This window comes from Pseudoalteromonas 'SMAR' (assembly GCF_048515945.1).
Classification (GTDB): domain Bacteria; phylum Pseudomonadota; class Gammaproteobacteria; order Enterobacterales; family Alteromonadaceae; genus Pseudoalteromonas.
On record NZ_JBLWMW010000021.1, the window covers coordinates 57,473 to 73,172 of the forward strand.

Genomic DNA, 15,700 nt, shown 5'->3' on the forward strand with positions numbered 1-15,700 from the left:
TGCATCTTCTACGCGGTCTTTCTTCTCTTTCATTTCAACTTCAGTTGCTGCACCGACTTTGATAACGCCTACGCCACCAGCAAGTTTTGCCATGCGCTCTTGTAGCTTTTCTTTATCGTAGTCAGATGTTGCTTCTTCAATTTGTGCTTTAATTTGTGCCACGCGGCCGTCGATTGCGTCTTGCTCACCAGCACCATCAATCACTGTGGTGTCGTCTTTAGTGATAACCACGCGTTTCGCAGTACCTAGGTCTTCGATAGTTGCTTTTTCAAGCTCAAGACCAATCTCTTCAGAGATAACGGTACCGCCAGTTAGGATAGCGATGTCTTGTAGCATGGCTTTACGACGGTCACCGAAGCCTGGCGCTTTAACAGCGGCTACTTTTACAATGCCACGCATGTTGTTTACAACTAGAGTTGCAAGCGCCTCACCTTCCAAGTCTTCAGCAATGATAAGTAGTGGCTTGCTGGTTTTAGCAACCGCTTCTAGTGTTGGTAGCAACTCACGGATGTTAGATACTTTTTTGTCTACTAACAGAATGTGTGGGTTGTCTAGCTCAACTTGGCCTTTTTCAGCGTTGTTGATGAAGTAAGGAGATAGGTAACCGCGGTCAAACTGCATACCTTCCACTACGTCTAGTTCATTTTGTAGTGATTGACCTTCTTCCACTGTGATAACGCCTGATTCACGGCCTACTTTTTCCATTGCTTCAGCAATGATGTCGCCGATTTCTTTATCAGAGTTTGCAGAGATAGTACCTACCTGAGCAATGGCTTTGTTGTCTGAACAAGGCACAGAAAGCGCTTTAAGCTCTTCTACTGCTGCGATTACCGCTTTGTCGATACCGCGCTTAAGGTCCATTGGGTTCATGCCCGCAGCCACTGCTTTTAGACCTTCGTTAACGATAGACTGAGCTAGTACGGTTGCAGTTGTGGTACCATCACCCGCTGCATCGTTCGCTTTAGATGCCACTTCTTTAACCATTTGAGCGCCCATGTTTTCGAACTTGTCTTCTAGTTCGATTTCTTTCGCTACCGATACACCATCTTTAGTGATAGTAGGTGCGCCAAACGATTTGTCTAAAACAACGTTACGGCCTTTAGGACCTAAAGTTACTTTTACTGCATCTGCTAGTACGTTAACGCCCTTAAGCATTTTGTTGCGAGCGTCATTTGAAAAACGAACTTCTTTAGCTGCCATGTTTAAATTCCTCTTAAATTCTGTGTCGTGTAAACCAAAAAGTAATAATTATTCTACGATGCCTAAGATGTTGTCTTCGCGCATGATTAGGTACTCTTGACCTTCAATCTTTTCAGTTTTTTCGATGTAAGAGCCAAACAACACAGTGTCGCCCGCTTTTACTTCTAACGATTTAGTTTCACCATTGTCCAACACGCGGCCGTTGCCTACAGCAACAACTTCACCACGTGAAGACTTTTCAGCCGCAGAACCGGTTAGCACAATACCGCCAGCTGACTTTGTTTCTTCTTCAAGACGCTTAACGATGACGCGATCATGTAAAGGACGAATGTTCATTTATTTAGTTCTCCTAACAGTTTCTGAACAATGACAGAAATAACGTTATTGGCGCCGTTAACTTCGGGTAGATCCCTTGGTTAACATCCGCAATTTTAATTGCTTACATAAATGGGGATGGGCAATTTAAAACCCAAGAGAAAAAATTAAAAAAATTTAATCTTTTCTTTCGTATTCCCCTTCAATGGTGTTTGATGGTTTATTACTCGATTGATTATCAAACGATTTTCGCGCATCTTCAGGCTCATCCGAGGTGTGATTAAAAGGGCTTTGGTTAAAGCCTGAATGACGTGAGTGCATTTGTGTTTGTACTCGCACTGAAGCATGAGCCAATAATGATTTGGCTAACTTTTTACGCACAGCTGGGGTCAGCAGTAAAAAGCCTAACACATCGGTCATAATACCTGGGGTCATTAACAGCACTCCGGCGATGATCACACACAAGCCGGTAAACAAATCTTGCGCAGGCAATTGCCCCTGCGACATCTGCTGCTGGACGTTAACGTACGCGCCCAACCCCTGTTGTTTCACTAGCTTAGCGCCTAAGATGGCGGTGGCAATGACCAAGGCAATGGTGGCAAACCCGCCAATGACTTCGCTTACTTGGATCAGCAGGGCGATCTCGATAATCGGAATGGCGATAAACAATATAAATAGAATTCTAAACATACTTTCTCCAAATCAACGAAAGATAAATATGGGTGCGCGGGTCTTAATTCAAGCAATACCAGTGCTGCGCTTTCGATTAATTTCACTATCGGCTAAGATGCCAGCAATCATTCAAAAATGGAAATGACAATGGCGATAAGATACAAACTTGTGCTTTCAACCTGTGACTCAACTGACGAAGCACGGAAAATCGCAGCGCACTTGGTAACGCAAAAGCTTGCTGCTTGTGTGAACTTGATCCCCAACATGGAGTCTATTTATGTTTGGGAAGGGGAAGTCGAGCACAGCCAAGAAGTTAAACTGTTGATAAAAACCAAGCCCGAAAAGCTTGAGCTGGTGATGGCGGCCATTAAAGACATGCATAGCTATGATGTGCCTGAAATCCAAGTGATCGATATTACCGGCGGCAACCTAAGTTATTTCAAATGGATGGATGAGGTATTAAATTAATGCGACTGCTCGTAGCTCTATTTTCACTGCTACTGTTTTTTCCTGTTTTTGCCAACAATGCAGTGTTAGACAGCCTGCTTGAACCCAAGCAGCAAAGCTTTCTGCCCGTTAAAGAAGCGTTTAAGTTTGACTTTGGGCAGCAAGGGAAAACCCTTTTTGTCGGCTGGGATATTGCCGATGGCTATTACTTATATAAGAAAAACCTCGAGATAATAGCCAAAGGTGCTGACATTGCAGTGCCAGAGCTAGACCCCGGGGAAATGATAGAAGATGAGTTTTTTGGCCGCACTGAGGTGTATTTCAATAACCTTTCTATTATATCTAAGCTCAGCAACGTTGAAGAAAACGCAGTAGTAAAAATTCGCTACCAAGGCTGTGCTGAAGCGGGGCTTTGCTACCCTCCTGAAATTGTCGAAGTGCCATTAAGTGTCATTGCCAGTGAGCAAAACGACACTCAAGCCGCCTCTTCTGCCTCGCCGCAATCCAGCCGTAACGACACAGCGCAAGCCAGCGACTCTGCAACAAGCAGCGATGACGATTTATCTTTCACAGAACAATTAATGCAGCGCAGCCTGTTGGCGAACGTCTTAACCTTTTTTGGTCTTGGTATAGGCTTGGCGTTTACTCCTTGTGTATTCCCAATGTTCCCGATTTTATCGAGTCTGATTGCCGGTCAGCAGGGACTTTCTACGCGCAAGGCCTTTGGCTTGTCGTTTGTATATGTGCAAGGCATGGCAGTTACCTACGCCGCTTTGGGTTTAGTGGTGGCTTACTTTGGCGGCCAAGTGCAAGGCTACTTACAACATCCAGCAGTGCTGATCAGCTTTAGCTTACTGTTTGTAGTGTTGGCGCTTTCTATGTTTGGTCTGTACGAAATTCGCCTACCTAGCGGAATAATGGAAAAACTTACCCAGCTAAGCAACAAACAAAAAGGCGGTAATTACTGGGGCGTGTTTAGCATGGGTGTGCTATCGGGTCTTATTGCCTCGCCTTGTACCACAGCACCGCTGTCTGGCGCCCTCCTGTTTGTAGCGCAAAGCGGTGATTATATGGTCGGCGCGTTGACCTTATATGCGCTTAGCTTAGGCATGGGTCTGCCGTTATTGTTGCTTGGCACCTCAGGCGGGAAACTACTGCCGAAAGCCGGCGGCTGGATGGATCAGGTTAAGACCTTATTTGGATTTGTGATGCTGTTCGTGCCGCTTATCTTACTCGAGCGTATTCTCGACTTTGACACCATTATTGCGTTGGCCTCTGGATTGGCTATAGCAACCGCCCTTTATATGCACTTTTGGCAGAGCCAGCTTAACCCAGGTAAAGGGAGAACCTTGCTGTGGAGTGTGGCGCTTACCTTATTTATATCGGGCTTGTTTGGGGTTAAAGGATTACTTTTCCCAGCAGCACAACCAGTGGCGGTGACCAATACTGCGGTTAATGAAGCCACTACCGGGGAGAAAACGTTTCGCCTTATTCCTGATTTAGCAGCATTAGAACAAGAAGTGGCTGCCGCCAACGCCAAGGGCAAAGTGGCAATTGTGGACTTATACGCAGACTGGTGTGTGGCCTGTAAAGAGTTTGAGAAGTACACCTTTCCCGAGCCACAAGTACAAGCGCAATTTCAAGATTATGAGTTATTAAAGCTAGATCTAACCAAAGCCAACGACAACACCCAGGCGATTATGGAGCACTTTACGGTATTTGGATTACCTACGATGCTGTTCTTTAATAGCCAAGGTGAAGAAATGTCAAAGCTACGTGTGACTGGCTTTATGGATGCCGATGACTTTGCCGCTCACCTAGAAAAGGCAAAGCAAGCCGCGAAATAATCAACAAAAGGGGCAACCTTGGTTGCCCCACCCTTCTCATTAGACCAGTATTTTGCTGCTATTTACCGCGAACTCTCTATAATAGTCGACGAAATGGATAATTATTTGCTATTTGCTAGTTTTCGGCTTAAGTTAGTAAGCCATACAGTATACATTTTTGGCTAAAGCATTAGTTAAAGGAAGTTCGCGTAATATGTCTGCAAGATTAAAGATTTTATTAGTAAACGGCCCTAATTTGAATATGTTAGGACGTCGTGAGCCAGATAAGTACGGCACGCAGACCCTTTCCGAACTGGTTAATGCACTTACAGAATACGCCGAAAACCAGCAAGTCAGTTTGTCTCACATCCAAAGCAACAGTGAAGCAGAGCTCATCGACGCAATCCATGCTCAGTATGGCCGCTGTGATGCGATTATTATTAATCCGGCAGCATTTACCCATACCAGCATAGCGCTCAGAGACGCTTTATTAAGTGTGAGCATTCCTTTTTATGAAGTACACCTCACTAACGTGTACGCCAGAGAGCCTTTTCGTCACAAGTCTTATTTCTCTGATGTGGCGCAAGGGGTGATATGTGGATTAGGCGCGTTGGGCTATCGTGCAGCATTCGACGCTGCGCTGGCGCAACTGCGAAAACAAAATAACTCAAATTAACTAACAGGCGGGTCATTGTATGGATATTCGCAAGATCAAAAAACTTATCGAGCTAGTAGAAGAATCAGGCATTGCAGAACTGGAGATCACCGAAGGTGAAGAATCGGTTCGCATTAACCGTCACAGTAATGCTCCAGTCTATGCACAACCACAGCAGTTTGCAGCAGCTCCAGCGGCGGCTCCAGCAGCTGCAGCGCCAGCGGCACCGTCGGCTGAAGCAGCACCAGCAGAAGAAAGCAGTGCACCATCTGGCCACCAAGTAAAATCACCAATGGTAGGTACATTCTACGCCGCTTCATCACCAACGGCAGCCGCTTACGTTGAAGTAGGCAGCAAAGTAAACGTTGGCGATACTCTATGTATCGTTGAAGCAATGAAAATGATGAACCAGATCGAATCAGACAAAGCCGGTGTGGTAAAAGCCATTCTAGTTGAAAACGGTGAGCCAGTAGAATTCGACCAACCGCTATTCATCATCGAATAATCACGCAGAAGGTCAACGTTATGTTAGATAAAGTAGTCATTGCAAACCGAGGTGAAATTGCACTTCGCGTATTGCGTGCCTGCAAGGAGCTGGGGATTAAAACGGTTGCGGTACACTCAACAGCCGACCGTGACCTCAAACACGTTCTTCTTGCGGATGAAACCATTTGTATTGGCAAACCTGCAGCCAACGAAAGCTACCTTGATATTCCTCGTATTATCGCTGCGGCTGAAGTGACTGATGCTGTCGCTATTCACCCAGGCTATGGTTTCCTTTCAGAAAACGCAGACTTTGCCGACCAAGTTGAGCAAAGTGGCTTTATTTTTATTGGACCAAAAGGCGACACCATTCGCCTAATGGGCGACAAAGTATCGGCAATTGAGGCAATGCGTAAAGCAGGCGTGCCTTGTGTGCCGGGTTCTGATGGCCCACTCACAGAAGACAATGAGCGCAACTTACAAATTGCTAAGCGCATTGGTTACCCGGTTATCATCAAAGCCGCAGGCGGCGGTGGTGGTCGTGGTATGCGAGTTGTACGTAGCGAAAAAGAACTGATTGACTCAATCGCACTTACTCAACAAGAAGCCAAACAGTTCTTTGGTAACGGCATGGTTTACATGGAGAAATTCCTAGAAAACCCACGTCATATCGAAGTACAAGTACTCGCTGATGGCCAAGGCAATGCGATTCACTTAGGTGAGCGTGACTGCTCTATGCAGCGCCGCCATCAGAAAGTCGTAGAAGAAGCACCTGCGCCAGGTATTACCGCAGAAATGCGTAAGTACATTGGTGACCGCTGTACACGTGCTTGTCTCGAGATTGGTTATCGTGGCGCTGGCACTTTCGAATTCTTATATGAAAACGGCGAGTTCTACTTTATTGAAATGAACACCCGTATTCAGGTTGAGCACCCAGTAACAGAAATGGTCACTGGTGTGGATCTCATCAAAGAGCAATTAAAGATTGCTGCAGGTCAGCCGCTGTCTATCACTCAAGAAGACGTGATCATTCGTGGCCATGCGATTGAGTGCCGTATTAACGCGGAAGACCCAGAAAGCTTTATCCCATCGCCGGGTAAAATTACTCGCTTCCACCCTGCCGGTGGTCTTGGGATCCGTTGGGACAGCCACATTTATGCCGACTACACGGTGCCACCACATTACGACTCCATGATTGGTAAGTTAATTACTTACGGTGAGAATCGTGATGTTGCTATTGCCCGTGCCAAAAACGCCTTAAATGAGTTAGTGATTGACGGTATTAAAACCAATACTCCACTGCATAAGCGGATCTTATCTGACGAAAATTTCCAAAATGGTGGCACTAACATTCATTACCTAGAGAAAAAACTAGGTCTACAATAACCTAATTCGTTCTCCGAAAAGCCGCCGGCCTCGTGCCGGCGCTTTTATTTCTGCACTACGATCTTCACCGTTCAGCATGAACCTTCCCACCCAAAAACATCACCACAAGCTAAGGCACAATTAATTTGCTTTAATAATAAGCAATCAAACTCCGCAAGTCGGACTTTTTCACCATTTGATAGTGACAAGCCTGTTAAAAATTCTTATACTGCCAGCGCTTTCAGTGATTTATCTTAAATTCATCAAAGCAAATGGCCCTATAGCTCAGTTGGGCGAGTCAAGACCGAAGCATCGCTTCGCAGCTTGATGAGGTGGAGGCAGGACGCCGACAGGATACCGCTTCATGGATGAATTTAATGAGCACTTACAAAATAAAATGGCCCTATAGCTCAGTTGGTTAGAGCGCACGACTCATAATCGTTAGGTCCCTGGTTCGAGTCCAGGTGGGGCCACCATTTCTACAAGCTTCCCAAGTAAATACCTACTAACACAAATTACTCTGTGCTACCTCTGTGCTACTTTCACTATAGCAGAATTACAGCTGCATACGAACGTACCTTCTGAGACCTTACATACACCATAACGTTACAAATGCCCCTAGAGCGATGTAGCAATACTTTATTGAGCCTGATTTAAAAAGCGTTGACGATATTCATGTTTTCCTATTCATACAATGGGGCTAATTACAGCTGTATTTTTTGGCAACAATCGACAAGCTATCTAAGCTTCCTGATAAAGTAACACAAGAATATTTTGAATTAGAAGATCATCTAAAGCAAAGGTACGCACATGATGAACAATAATGAATACTATTTTCTCAAAAACTTTTTGAAGCCTAAAAGTCGCTCCAATGTCTTAAACATGAGAGACTGGAATAGTTATCTAGGGCAAAATGCCGAACTCGCTTTCAAGGGGTTTCAAAATGATGGTACTTTGAAATTAGCCAACACCGAAAAAGCAGCTACAGCAACCTACTCAGCGACAGAGCTTAGGGAAATTGCCTCAAGCCTTGACTTAGCCACTTCTGGAACAAAACCAGATTTAGTTGCGAGAATCCTAAAATTTTCACCGACCCAATTTGACGGCAAGCTATATGAGCATGATTTTTGGGTGTGCTCCGATGAGGGAGCCAAAAAAGTGAGCGACAAAGGCAAGCTGATTGAAAGTGAGACAACCGCTGCAATAGAAAGCTCCGTAAATGAGGCAATTTGCAGAAACTTTGAGGGTGCATTTGCTCCCGTGAGAAAGTATCAACAGAGTTTGCCATTCCCATCAGGTTTAAGAGTTGAATGGTCTAATTTTGGTAGTTCCAAGGAGGTTTTCATATTGGAAACCATCCTCGATGATTGGCCTGGAATTCTCTCTGAAATTAAGCCCGAATTAAAACCCTCAGCCCGTCAAGGTGCTATTCGTATGTTTCTTTGGGGTTTAAAGCTGGATGCAAAACTTAAGAAAAGGTTGGCTAACAATGGAACGCACCTAGATCCTGATAGTATTTGTCGCATGATAGTATTCTTCGCACAGAATAAGTTTCGCATATCTGATGCAACATTAAAGTCTCAAGAGCTAGAACTACCCTATATCATGAAAGTTATGCGCTTCGAAGGTGACTTCTGCTTGGCATGTGAGAAGTTCAAGATTGGAGTTTATAGCCTAAACGAAGTCCCAGAAATTCCATTAGCTGATTGCAGATGTTTGAGCGGGTGCAGTTTATCAATATCAGAGGCTATAGATACCTAAAAGGTTAATGCAAGCAGTTAAATATATAAAGAAGTGCCAGTGTTCAACAATGATTAGAATATCGATAGTATCTAATCATCAAGCACCATAATAAGTAGCACCTAAGTTCGAGCTTGAGGGTTATTTTTCGAAGTCCAGATACAGCATCATACAAGGGAAAATTCAGCGTTCTGAAACTTAAAATAGAGACCAAATATAACAGAATAGGCGCGCTATTGTGGTTCGTTTTTGTTGAGTCACAACAAGTCGTACCTACTCGAAGAGGTAGGGACGACTCACAGAGTCGCCCCGCTCAAGGCCTCTGCTCATGATGCCTTGAGCCCAATTACCCGACCGCAAAATCAAAGGGCCAGAAGAGGGAAAGGCATCCACTAGGTAAATTGGCCACTTGCAATCAGTGATCAATGTGTTAATTTAAATATGAAACTGCTCACGACGAGCAAACAAGAAAACGGGCGTCTCCCAACTGCCCTCGACACGTCAAGAGGAGCTACAACCGTAGCTGTCAGGCTCAACAGAGCCACATTAATAATCACCAGAACCACTATAGTCTGCGCCTTGAATCAACAGACTCAGCGCCGCTTTGCTTGTTTGCTTTAGATCAGTCAGCCCATGTGTCTTATGACAACTTGTCTAGTTACGTACTAGCCAAGTGGCTTTAAAACTTACCTATATTGGCTTATGCCCCCTGATCTTCGGTTTTGGTTTTCTATCTTCCACTTTTAACCATGAGGAATTGATATGAGCCAGTTGGGATACTCACTAAACCATTTAATCGTTACACATAAAGAGCGCAGCCACGGCACACGCAATGACCGAAAGAAAATATTTAACCTTTTAGCAAGGCAGCTTCATGGCTTCGGCTTTAAACTTAAAGACCCCAAAGGCCTTAAGCCAAAACATGTGACAGCCTTGGTAAAGCATTGGCAAGAACAGAAGCTTTCAAACAAGACTATCAAGAACCGTATGTCTGCAATCCGGTGGTGGGCTGAAAAAGTTGGCAAACGCAATGTAGTAGCCAGAAGCAATGATGAATACGGCATCGACAAAGTACGCAATAGCCCCCTAGGCAAGTCCAAAGAATTAGACATGAAGAAGCATGCTCAGGTTGGCTGCCCTTATTTAAAGCTTTCCCTGCGTCTACAGCAAGAGTTCGGGCTACGCCGAGAAGAGGCGATCAAGTTCAACGTCAGCTACGCGGACCAAGGTAATCATATCCGCTTAAAAGGATCATGGACCAAAGGCGGTAAACCCCGTACCTTGCCTATCCTTAAAGAATCACAGCGAGCTCTTTTAGATGAGATCCGGTCTTTTACACGCTCATCATTAATCCGTGCTACAGACCGCTATGTTGACCAAATGCGCCGATATGAACGTGAAACCAAAAAGGTAGGCCTGAGCAAGAACCACGGCTTGCGCCATCACTACGCCCGCCAGCGTTACTTAGAACTAACCGGATGGCAGTGCCCAGCGAACGGCGGTCCACGCCGTATGCATTTAGTAGGCAAAGAGCGAGAGCTAGATTACAAAGCACGCATGCAAATTAGCCGTGAACTTGGACATGAGCGGTTTAGTATCACGTATACATATTTGGGTAGCTGACCATTGAACGTGCGAAGCATCACACCACATGATTTTTTTAGGCTATAAAATTAGGCATGCCTAATTTTATCTTCCGCAAGCATCCACTTACAATAAAAGCCTCCGAGACTTCAGGGAACACAAACAGTTCCCTTTTCAAGCTGTATTTTTACAACGCCAACAATCACCGTGCTGTGTGATCTTCCCCAGAGCCGCTTAACATATCTGAGTTTATTCGCTCGCTGACCAGTTTAATATTTTTTCTGCTAATTTGTTATCTATACAATACAAGTAAGCGGTTGGTACTTCTAAAATATCAGCCAGAGCTTTCACTGTTTTGAAGTCTGGGGCATGTACGCCTTTTTCGTATTGGTTCATTCTTGCCGATGCAGCAAATTCATCCATTCCAGCCAAAATCCCTAACTGTTTTTGTGATAGCCCTTTCGCTTTTCTTGCCTCTTTTAAGCGCTTTGGAAATGGTGATTCGTCATTAGTTTTCATTATTTGCTGTTCTAAACTTGAAAACTAAGATCTTCTTAGCTTTAATTGAATCTAGATACTAAGGAATACTTAGCTCTTACTTTTCTGAGTAATTTGAATTTGGAGGAATGAATATGCTCGAAACATTTGTGTGTGTATTAGTCGGGACTATCTACTTGCTGGTAAGTTTATTTACAAGCGATGAGCAGTCGTCGAACGAAAACAAGCAACTCGATCAATTGAACGATGGTATGGGCAATATTATCGCTGATGGTGAATTTATGTCGCGTGAAGAGGCTGAAGATGCGCAATCACGTGGTGAACTTTACGACACCTATTACTAATCACTTAAAGAATATGGCAGTGCTCAAAATTAGGCATGCCTAATTTTAAGGAGCAATGTAATGCTACTTTTAGATCTATACAAAAAAGTTGAGCTAAGGCCATTCATCCCTGTAGTAGCTGAGTTTCAAAGCCGCTTAGCTGGTATCGAAGCTGAATGTGAACCATTAGGGCTATCATTTGAGAAAGAAGTGCGGTCAGAGCAAGAAATGTTTTTGGTTTTGATTTCTCAAAAGGCGCTGGCTTTTGATGTGACAAATGAAACCGGTGAGATTTGGGACATTAGACTAGAGCCTTTCAGTCATTTCAAATCTCGAAGCAAAGAAATCACGTTCCCGTTTATCGGTTGTAATGAGCAGAAACAGCAAAATATTAGTGAGTGGGTTATTGCTTTGTGTAATTGGGAAGGATCTTTTCTATACTCAAGTGCAAAGCATTAGCAGAGATTGCAGTTATGACATTATACGAATGGTTTCAAATGTGGATTTTAATGGTGTTCGCAATTCGCGCTACTCGACGCTACGACAAGCTAAAAAATGACCTTTTCACAGCAATTAAAGCTGGCAGGATTTAAACATGGCTCCTTTACTCGCTGGTTGCGTATTGATTCTAAGTCTTGTGATTTTCTTCGCTGTTTTGTTTCATTTCAAATGTAAGTGATATTGTATAGAACCTCTCCAAAAGCCTGCTTAAAAAGATTATCAAACGAACTTTTTTGTAGGAACATTCTCTAACCAACCCACATGAAAAAATAATAGCAATAAAAATCAGATGGTTATATCTTTTTAATTGCTAAAACAAGTTGCTCTGTCCCTAAAACATCAAAAACCCCCCGAAAGTTCCCCTAGCTTTTCAAGGACAACTCTGTGAACACTTAATTACCATTGTCGCTCAACTAATTAATAATGTGTTGAGCTAATAATTGAGCTCAACGCCTACGCTATGAGGTCAACTATAATGGAAAAGATATTTTATCGTTCAGAAGAAGTAGCCGACTTACTTTTTATCAGCAAACAAGCTCTTTTTAATCAAATTTCTAAGAACAAGCAAGGCTGTGGAAATTACCCATTACCACCGCATATTAAAATTGGTGCTCGATTACTTTTCCCCGTTGAAGATTTTCACAACTGGTTAGCTACTCAACCAAGAAACAAGTAACGCTAGTTATGGCGTCTTTCGAATGCAAAATGACTCATGTCAATTTGAAATCAGATATGTTTTCAATGGTGTGGCCTGTGTTTGCATTAGACGGTAAGTCTAAAGGTGTTCTGGATTTTTCATATAAAGGCGTATCGATAAAAATTGTTCCAAGCGTCCTAGGTCGAGCAACTATCAAAGATAAAGAGATACTCATTTTCTGCTTGAGCCATATCATGGCCGCAAAAAATGCTAACTTAGAGCACTGCAACACGGTTCACTTCAACACCTATGATCTCCTAAAGGCCACAGGAAGAGGAACATCAGGTAAGGAGTACAAACTTGTTGAAAAGGCTTTATATCGACTCGCAGGAACTTTAATCACTACTGATTATAAGTTTAATGGCCGAAGATTTTTGGAAAGTATGGGTCTCATCGAAGGCTTTAAGTTAATCGAAGGTAGTGGTTTAAGTCGCTGGCAAGTAACATTGCCCGATTGGCTCATTGAGACGATTGATGACAATGATGTTTTAACATTACATGAAGGTTACTTTCAATTATCCAAACCATTCGAACGCAGACTTTATGAAGTCTGCCGGAAGCGCTGCGGTAGGCCTTCTAAGCAAGTTATAAAGCTAGATAATTTACGAGAAAGAATTGGTATTAGATCGTCATTGGCGGATTTAAAAAAGCGGCTTAAAAGGATAGAAAAAATACTCGACTACCGATTGAAGGTTGAGGGCGACAGCTTATTTATTTTTCGTGATACTCAGAGTGGAAGGATGGAACTCGCGAAACTTGAATCCGAAATTATACGGAAAGAATAAAACTCAGGTTAGTTGTACTGACTCATACACGATCTGACACCTATGGTCGTAAAGCGTGACCTAGTCGTACAGACTGTCCCTTATGCCACCAAAATCGCTTCTGGACAAAAGAGGGTTAGAACTAGAAGCTGGCTCTGTGCCAGTTCAACCCATTTTGACTTTAAATGTGAAAATAAGGTGTAAAAAATAGTCCTCAATTACTCCCTTGACAACCCTTTACCGCCAAGTTAACCTTAAATTGCTTGTAGAAGCTAGCCGCCCACTAATTATGGCAAAGCCTTTGGTACTACTTACAAACTTTATACTTTCACTGAACTAATTGTATTTCTGTGAGTGGGCAACAGGATAGGTACAAATAAATGGACAGTGTAATGAATAAAGAATTATCCCCATTAAAAATTAAACAAATCAAAACTGCTGCAAAGCGTTTAAAAAGTCACCTCCCTGATAAGTCACATACCGAATTGCTTGATATAGTTAGCCATCAATTATACGGCTTTAACTCTTACCGAGATGCGGTTAAGGCAAGCGAAAGCATATTAAAAAAGCGATCTGAGCCTGAAAGTAATAGCTTAGGTCAAATGCAAAGAAACATTACTTGGGGACAAAAATTTAATCAATCTCCGACATTTAAGAGTGGTGACTGGTATTTTTATCCAGAAGACAAAGTAATTGTTTTCGATGGTGAGTTCACTCCATATATGATCGGAGTGGATCAAATATCTAATTCACTACAGCTTCTTGATTTCATTCTACAAATTCAAAAGAAAAAATGGCCTATTGAACTGGTAAAAAGTTCGGGCATATCTCCAACCTATCAGGTAGATGAGTTTATTGAGCTGATCAATCAACTTTGTATTTATTACTTTGAAATGCCAATTCAAGGTGTATTTTCACCTTTTGGTCACTTCAAAGAAGTCCAATGGTCGTTAATTAAGAAAGACGAACCTGCGACAACGGAGTTTTAAAATGTCAGAATATCATTATCAATGCCAGTTTTGTTACTGTACCACTTCAATGTGGACAGAAGATGATGGAAGTGACGCTTTCTATGGCGGAGCAATTGAAGACTGTGGCTGTCAAAATGACGAAGAAGATGATTGGGAATAGCTAATTAACTTAATTCACCAAATTTATTAGACTTGGAAGCAGTCCGTTTTACACCTTGTAAATTGACTGCTTTCATATTTCGTAAGCAAAAGAGCCAAAAACAACTGCCGCTGTACCCAGTCAGCGAATTTACCCACTAACTTGCTTTGGGGCAGTTACGAAGCTCCAACTATGAAGGTTCTGAATAAAAACGTGTTTATGATTTTACCATTTTAACTAGTAGTTAATTATGATTTTATTACATCTTCAGTAGAGTTTTCTTCATTAGCAAGCCTGAGAATATCGCCTACTATCATATACGTATAAACCACGTACCTTTCCGCTTCTTCTCTTGTGCTTATTGTTGAGTGGGAGCCTTTTTGTGCTGCATTAAACAAGGAATCAAGCCGATGACCAAGGTACTTTAACTGTGATCCAACCACCTCAGTATAAGTTTTCGATTTAACCTGATCTTCGGCATAACAAATTAGTCGATTTATGTAGTTATCTGGACCAAGCTTTATGGGTTTATTTGCTGGTGTTTTTCTATCATGTGTGGGAGGGAAAAGCGCATCTGCCAAATCTTGCAAAATTCGTCTACAACTATGAGCGCTATTAGACCAATCTTCAGGGTTGTCAGATTCAAGGTTGCCGTGTATTGCATTGAACTTTTTAACAGCTTCAGGAACCTTACTTGCTATTTTTGCATCTACATTAAGCCTAATACGAGTAAAAACACTGTCTGCGAGGTTAGAAAAGTTCAACTCTGTAAGTTGATCTAGGATATATGAATGAACGAATGCACGCCTAGCAGCTAAGCGACCTGTCCACATGCTAATTTTGCTTTGATGTATCCTTCTAGGCGCCACAAACTTTGGATCGCATGCTCTTAAGGATTCGGACTCTGCACTGATGACTGCTTCGATTTCTTGAACTGATTCTACATAGCAAGTTTTCTTTTCTTCACCTGATTTGTCGTCTTTATTAATTGATACACGATTAGCTATTCCGGCTAGATTGAATACTTTTGAACGAACTGCACCTGACGAATTTGGATAACCAGATGCTTCATATTGCAGTATTTCTTGCATATCGCTGTCTTTCATCAATCGTGCTACACGAGAAGCTTTGAGGATTATAGAATGAAGCGGAAGCTCACTTAACTCTACATTCTTCAGTATTTCTTCACATAGACTCCGTGCTTCTTCAACTCTATCCATTTTTATCCCTTTGAATGCTAGTTATTCGGTGTCACATTACCACCAAACCAAATCAAACCTAAAGGCAGATTACTAGCATTACTAAAAGCAAGTCAAATGATGCATTTAAGTATTCAATCTGTCGAAACAAAGAATTGGGGCAAAGGCGAGTTATGATTGTAACTCGTCAATGGACAAAAACGAGTTAGAGCCGAAGGTCGGCTCTGTGCCCAGACTGTGTGAAAACTAATTTTTAATAAATTGTCTTGAGGGCGTTCAAAATTCTGTGTCAGATAATAACGCCTAAATATCCAAGTACCC

The 15,700-nt window shown here is 42.7% G+C and carries 17 protein-coding genes and 1 tRNA gene; 13 read left to right on the forward strand and 5 right to left on the reverse strand.

The window, feature by feature from the left end; all coding sequences use genetic code 11:
* The 3 genes from groL to ACNKW2_RS10515 form a co-directional block, all read right to left on the reverse strand.
* The coding region (gene groL / locus ACNKW2_RS10505; RefSeq protein ID WP_419148514.1) for a chaperonin GroEL at positions 1 to 1,200 on the reverse strand (1,200 nt) is incomplete at its 3' end.
* Positions 1,201 to 1,248: 48 nt separating this feature from the next.
* Complete coding sequence (locus tag ACNKW2_RS10510) at positions 1,249 to 1,536, reverse strand: co-chaperone GroES (protein WP_336567574.1); 288 nt, start codon at positions 1,534 to 1,536, stop codon at positions 1,249 to 1,251.
* A 156-nt stretch (positions 1,537 to 1,692) separates the two neighbouring features.
* Entirely contained in the window at positions 1,693 to 2,205 is a 513-nt protein-coding gene (locus ACNKW2_RS10515) for an FxsA family protein (protein ID WP_336567575.1), read from the reverse strand.
* 129 nt (positions 2,206 to 2,334) lie between these two features.
* Here ACNKW2_RS10515 and cutA point away from each other — a divergent pair, with 129 nt between their 5' ends.
* From cutA to ACNKW2_RS10555, 8 genes are all read left to right on the forward strand, one after another.
* Positions 2,335 to 2,655: a divalent-cation tolerance protein CutA gene (gene cutA / locus ACNKW2_RS10520; RefSeq protein WP_419148515.1), complete on the forward strand. Its 321-nt coding sequence runs from the start codon at positions 2,335 to 2,337 to the stop codon at positions 2,653 to 2,655.
* On the forward strand, positions 2,655 to 4,481 hold the full coding sequence (locus tag ACNKW2_RS10525; RefSeq protein ID WP_419148516.1) for a protein-disulfide reductase DsbD: 1,827 nt from the start codon (positions 2,655 to 2,657) through the stop codon (positions 4,479 to 4,481). The genes cutA and ACNKW2_RS10525 overlap by 1 nt, the downstream gene beginning before the upstream one ends.
* 193 nt (positions 4,482 to 4,674) lie before the next feature.
* On the forward strand, positions 4,675 to 5,136 hold the full coding sequence (gene aroQ / locus ACNKW2_RS10530) for a type II 3-dehydroquinate dehydratase (protein ID WP_419148517.1): 462 nt from the start codon (positions 4,675 to 4,677) through the stop codon (positions 5,134 to 5,136).
* A 19-nt stretch (positions 5,137 to 5,155) separates the two neighbouring features.
* Positions 5,156 to 5,620, forward strand: a complete 465-nt coding sequence (accB, locus tag ACNKW2_RS10535) for an acetyl-CoA carboxylase biotin carboxyl carrier protein (protein WP_419148519.1) — start codon at positions 5,156 to 5,158, stop codon at positions 5,618 to 5,620.
* 20 nt (positions 5,621 to 5,640) lie between these two features.
* Entirely contained in the window at positions 5,641 to 6,984 is a 1,344-nt protein-coding gene (gene accC, locus ACNKW2_RS10540) for an acetyl-CoA carboxylase biotin carboxylase subunit (protein ID WP_419148520.1), read from the forward strand.
* A gap of 378 nt (positions 6,985 to 7,362) precedes the next feature.
* Positions 7,363 to 7,439 (forward strand) — tRNA-Ile (locus tag ACNKW2_RS10545).
* Positions 7,440 to 7,773: 334 nt separating this feature from the next.
* Positions 7,774 to 8,724: an SAP domain-containing protein gene (locus tag ACNKW2_RS10550; protein WP_419148521.1), complete on the forward strand. Its 951-nt coding sequence runs from the start codon at positions 7,774 to 7,776 to the stop codon at positions 8,722 to 8,724.
* A gap of 741 nt (positions 8,725 to 9,465) precedes the next feature.
* Positions 9,466 to 10,326 carry a phage integrase N-terminal domain-containing protein gene (locus ACNKW2_RS10555; RefSeq protein ID WP_419148522.1) on the forward strand — a complete coding sequence of 287 codons (861 nt, stop codon included), beginning with the start codon at positions 9,466 to 9,468 and terminating at the stop codon, positions 10,324 to 10,326.
* 210 nt (positions 10,327 to 10,536) lie between these two features.
* Here the strand turns inward: ACNKW2_RS10555 and ACNKW2_RS10560 are convergent, their stop codons facing one another.
* A complete protein-coding gene (locus ACNKW2_RS10560; RefSeq protein WP_419148523.1) occupies positions 10,537 to 10,806 on the reverse strand; it encodes a helix-turn-helix domain-containing protein in 270 nt (89 codons plus the stop codon).
* 113 nt (positions 10,807 to 10,919) lie between these two features.
* On the opposite strand from ACNKW2_RS10560, the gene ACNKW2_RS10565 reads away from it, so the two are divergent.
* From ACNKW2_RS10565 to ACNKW2_RS10585, 5 genes are all read left to right on the forward strand, one after another.
* The gene (locus ACNKW2_RS10565) at positions 10,920 to 11,129 is read left to right on the forward strand and encodes a hypothetical protein (RefSeq protein WP_419148524.1); all 210 of its coding nucleotides are present in this window, start codon (positions 10,920 to 10,922) and stop codon (positions 11,127 to 11,129) included.
* Positions 11,130 to 11,189: 60 nt separating this feature from the next.
* Positions 11,190 to 11,567 carry a hypothetical protein gene (locus tag ACNKW2_RS10570; protein WP_419148525.1) on the forward strand — a complete coding sequence of 126 codons (378 nt, stop codon included), beginning with the start codon at positions 11,190 to 11,192 and terminating at the stop codon, positions 11,565 to 11,567.
* Between the two features lie 517 nt (positions 11,568 to 12,084).
* A complete protein-coding gene (locus tag ACNKW2_RS10575; protein WP_419148526.1) occupies positions 12,085 to 12,285 on the forward strand; it encodes a helix-turn-helix transcriptional regulator in 201 nt (66 codons plus the stop codon).
* 56 nt (positions 12,286 to 12,341) lie between these two features.
* The gene (locus ACNKW2_RS10580) at positions 12,342 to 13,091 is read left to right on the forward strand and encodes a replication initiator protein A (protein WP_419148531.1); all 750 of its coding nucleotides are present in this window, start codon (positions 12,342 to 12,344) and stop codon (positions 13,089 to 13,091) included.
* Between the two features lie 371 nt (positions 13,092 to 13,462).
* Positions 13,463 to 14,059: a hypothetical protein gene (locus tag ACNKW2_RS10585; protein WP_419148527.1), complete on the forward strand. Its 597-nt coding sequence runs from the start codon at positions 13,463 to 13,465 to the stop codon at positions 14,057 to 14,059.
* Positions 14,060 to 14,428: 369 nt separating this feature from the next.
* Here the strand turns inward: ACNKW2_RS10585 and ACNKW2_RS10590 are convergent, their stop codons facing one another.
* On the reverse strand, positions 14,429 to 15,400 hold the full coding sequence (locus ACNKW2_RS10590; RefSeq protein ID WP_419148528.1) for an AbiTii domain-containing protein: 972 nt from the start codon (positions 15,398 to 15,400) through the stop codon (positions 14,429 to 14,431).
* Between the last annotated feature and the right edge of the window lie 300 nt (positions 15,401 to 15,700).

Excerpts from the sequence above, each read along its gene's own strand:
- ACNKW2_RS10570 (WP_419148525.1), top strand. The coding sequence starts at position 11,190 with ATGCTACTTTTAGATCTATACAAAAAAGTTGAGCTAAGGCCATTCATC.
- ACNKW2_RS10515 (WP_336567575.1), bottom strand. The coding sequence starts at position 2,205 with ATGTTTAGAATTCTATTTATATTGTTTATCGCCATTCCGATTATCGAG.
- cutA (WP_419148515.1), top strand. The coding sequence starts at position 2,335 with ATGGCGATAAGATACAAACTTGTGCTTTCAACCTGTGACTCAACTGAC.
- ACNKW2_RS10560 (WP_419148523.1), bottom strand. The coding sequence starts at position 10,806 with ATGAAAACTAATGACGAATCACCATTTCCAAAGCGCTTAAAAGAGGCA.
- ACNKW2_RS10575 (WP_419148526.1), top strand. The coding sequence starts at position 12,085 with ATGGAAAAGATATTTTATCGTTCAGAAGAAGTAGCCGACTTACTTTTT.
- ACNKW2_RS10565 (WP_419148524.1), top strand. The coding sequence starts at position 10,920 with ATGCTCGAAACATTTGTGTGTGTATTAGTCGGGACTATCTACTTGCTG.
- ACNKW2_RS10525 (WP_419148516.1), top strand. The coding sequence starts at position 2,655 with ATGCGACTGCTCGTAGCTCTATTTTCACTGCTACTGTTTTTTCCTGTT.
- accB (WP_419148519.1), top strand. The coding sequence starts at position 5,156 with ATGGATATTCGCAAGATCAAAAAACTTATCGAGCTAGTAGAAGAATCA.
- ACNKW2_RS10585 (WP_419148527.1), top strand. The coding sequence starts at position 13,463 with ATGAATAAAGAATTATCCCCATTAAAAATTAAACAAATCAAAACTGCT.
- aroQ (WP_419148517.1), top strand. The coding sequence starts at position 4,675 with ATGTCTGCAAGATTAAAGATTTTATTAGTAAACGGCCCTAATTTGAAT.
- ACNKW2_RS10590 (WP_419148528.1), bottom strand. The coding sequence starts at position 15,400 with ATGGATAGAGTTGAAGAAGCACGGAGTCTATGTGAAGAAATACTGAAG.
- ACNKW2_RS10550 (WP_419148521.1), top strand. The coding sequence starts at position 7,774 with ATGATGAACAATAATGAATACTATTTTCTCAAAAACTTTTTGAAGCCT.
- ACNKW2_RS10580 (WP_419148531.1), top strand. The coding sequence starts at position 12,342 with ATGTTTTCAATGGTGTGGCCTGTGTTTGCATTAGACGGTAAGTCTAAA.
- accC (WP_419148520.1), top strand. The coding sequence starts at position 5,641 with ATGTTAGATAAAGTAGTCATTGCAAACCGAGGTGAAATTGCACTTCGC.
- ACNKW2_RS10510 (WP_336567574.1), bottom strand. The coding sequence starts at position 1,536 with ATGAACATTCGTCCTTTACATGATCGCGTCATCGTTAAGCGTCTTGAA.
- ACNKW2_RS10555 (WP_419148522.1), top strand. The coding sequence starts at position 9,466 with ATGAGCCAGTTGGGATACTCACTAAACCATTTAATCGTTACACATAAA.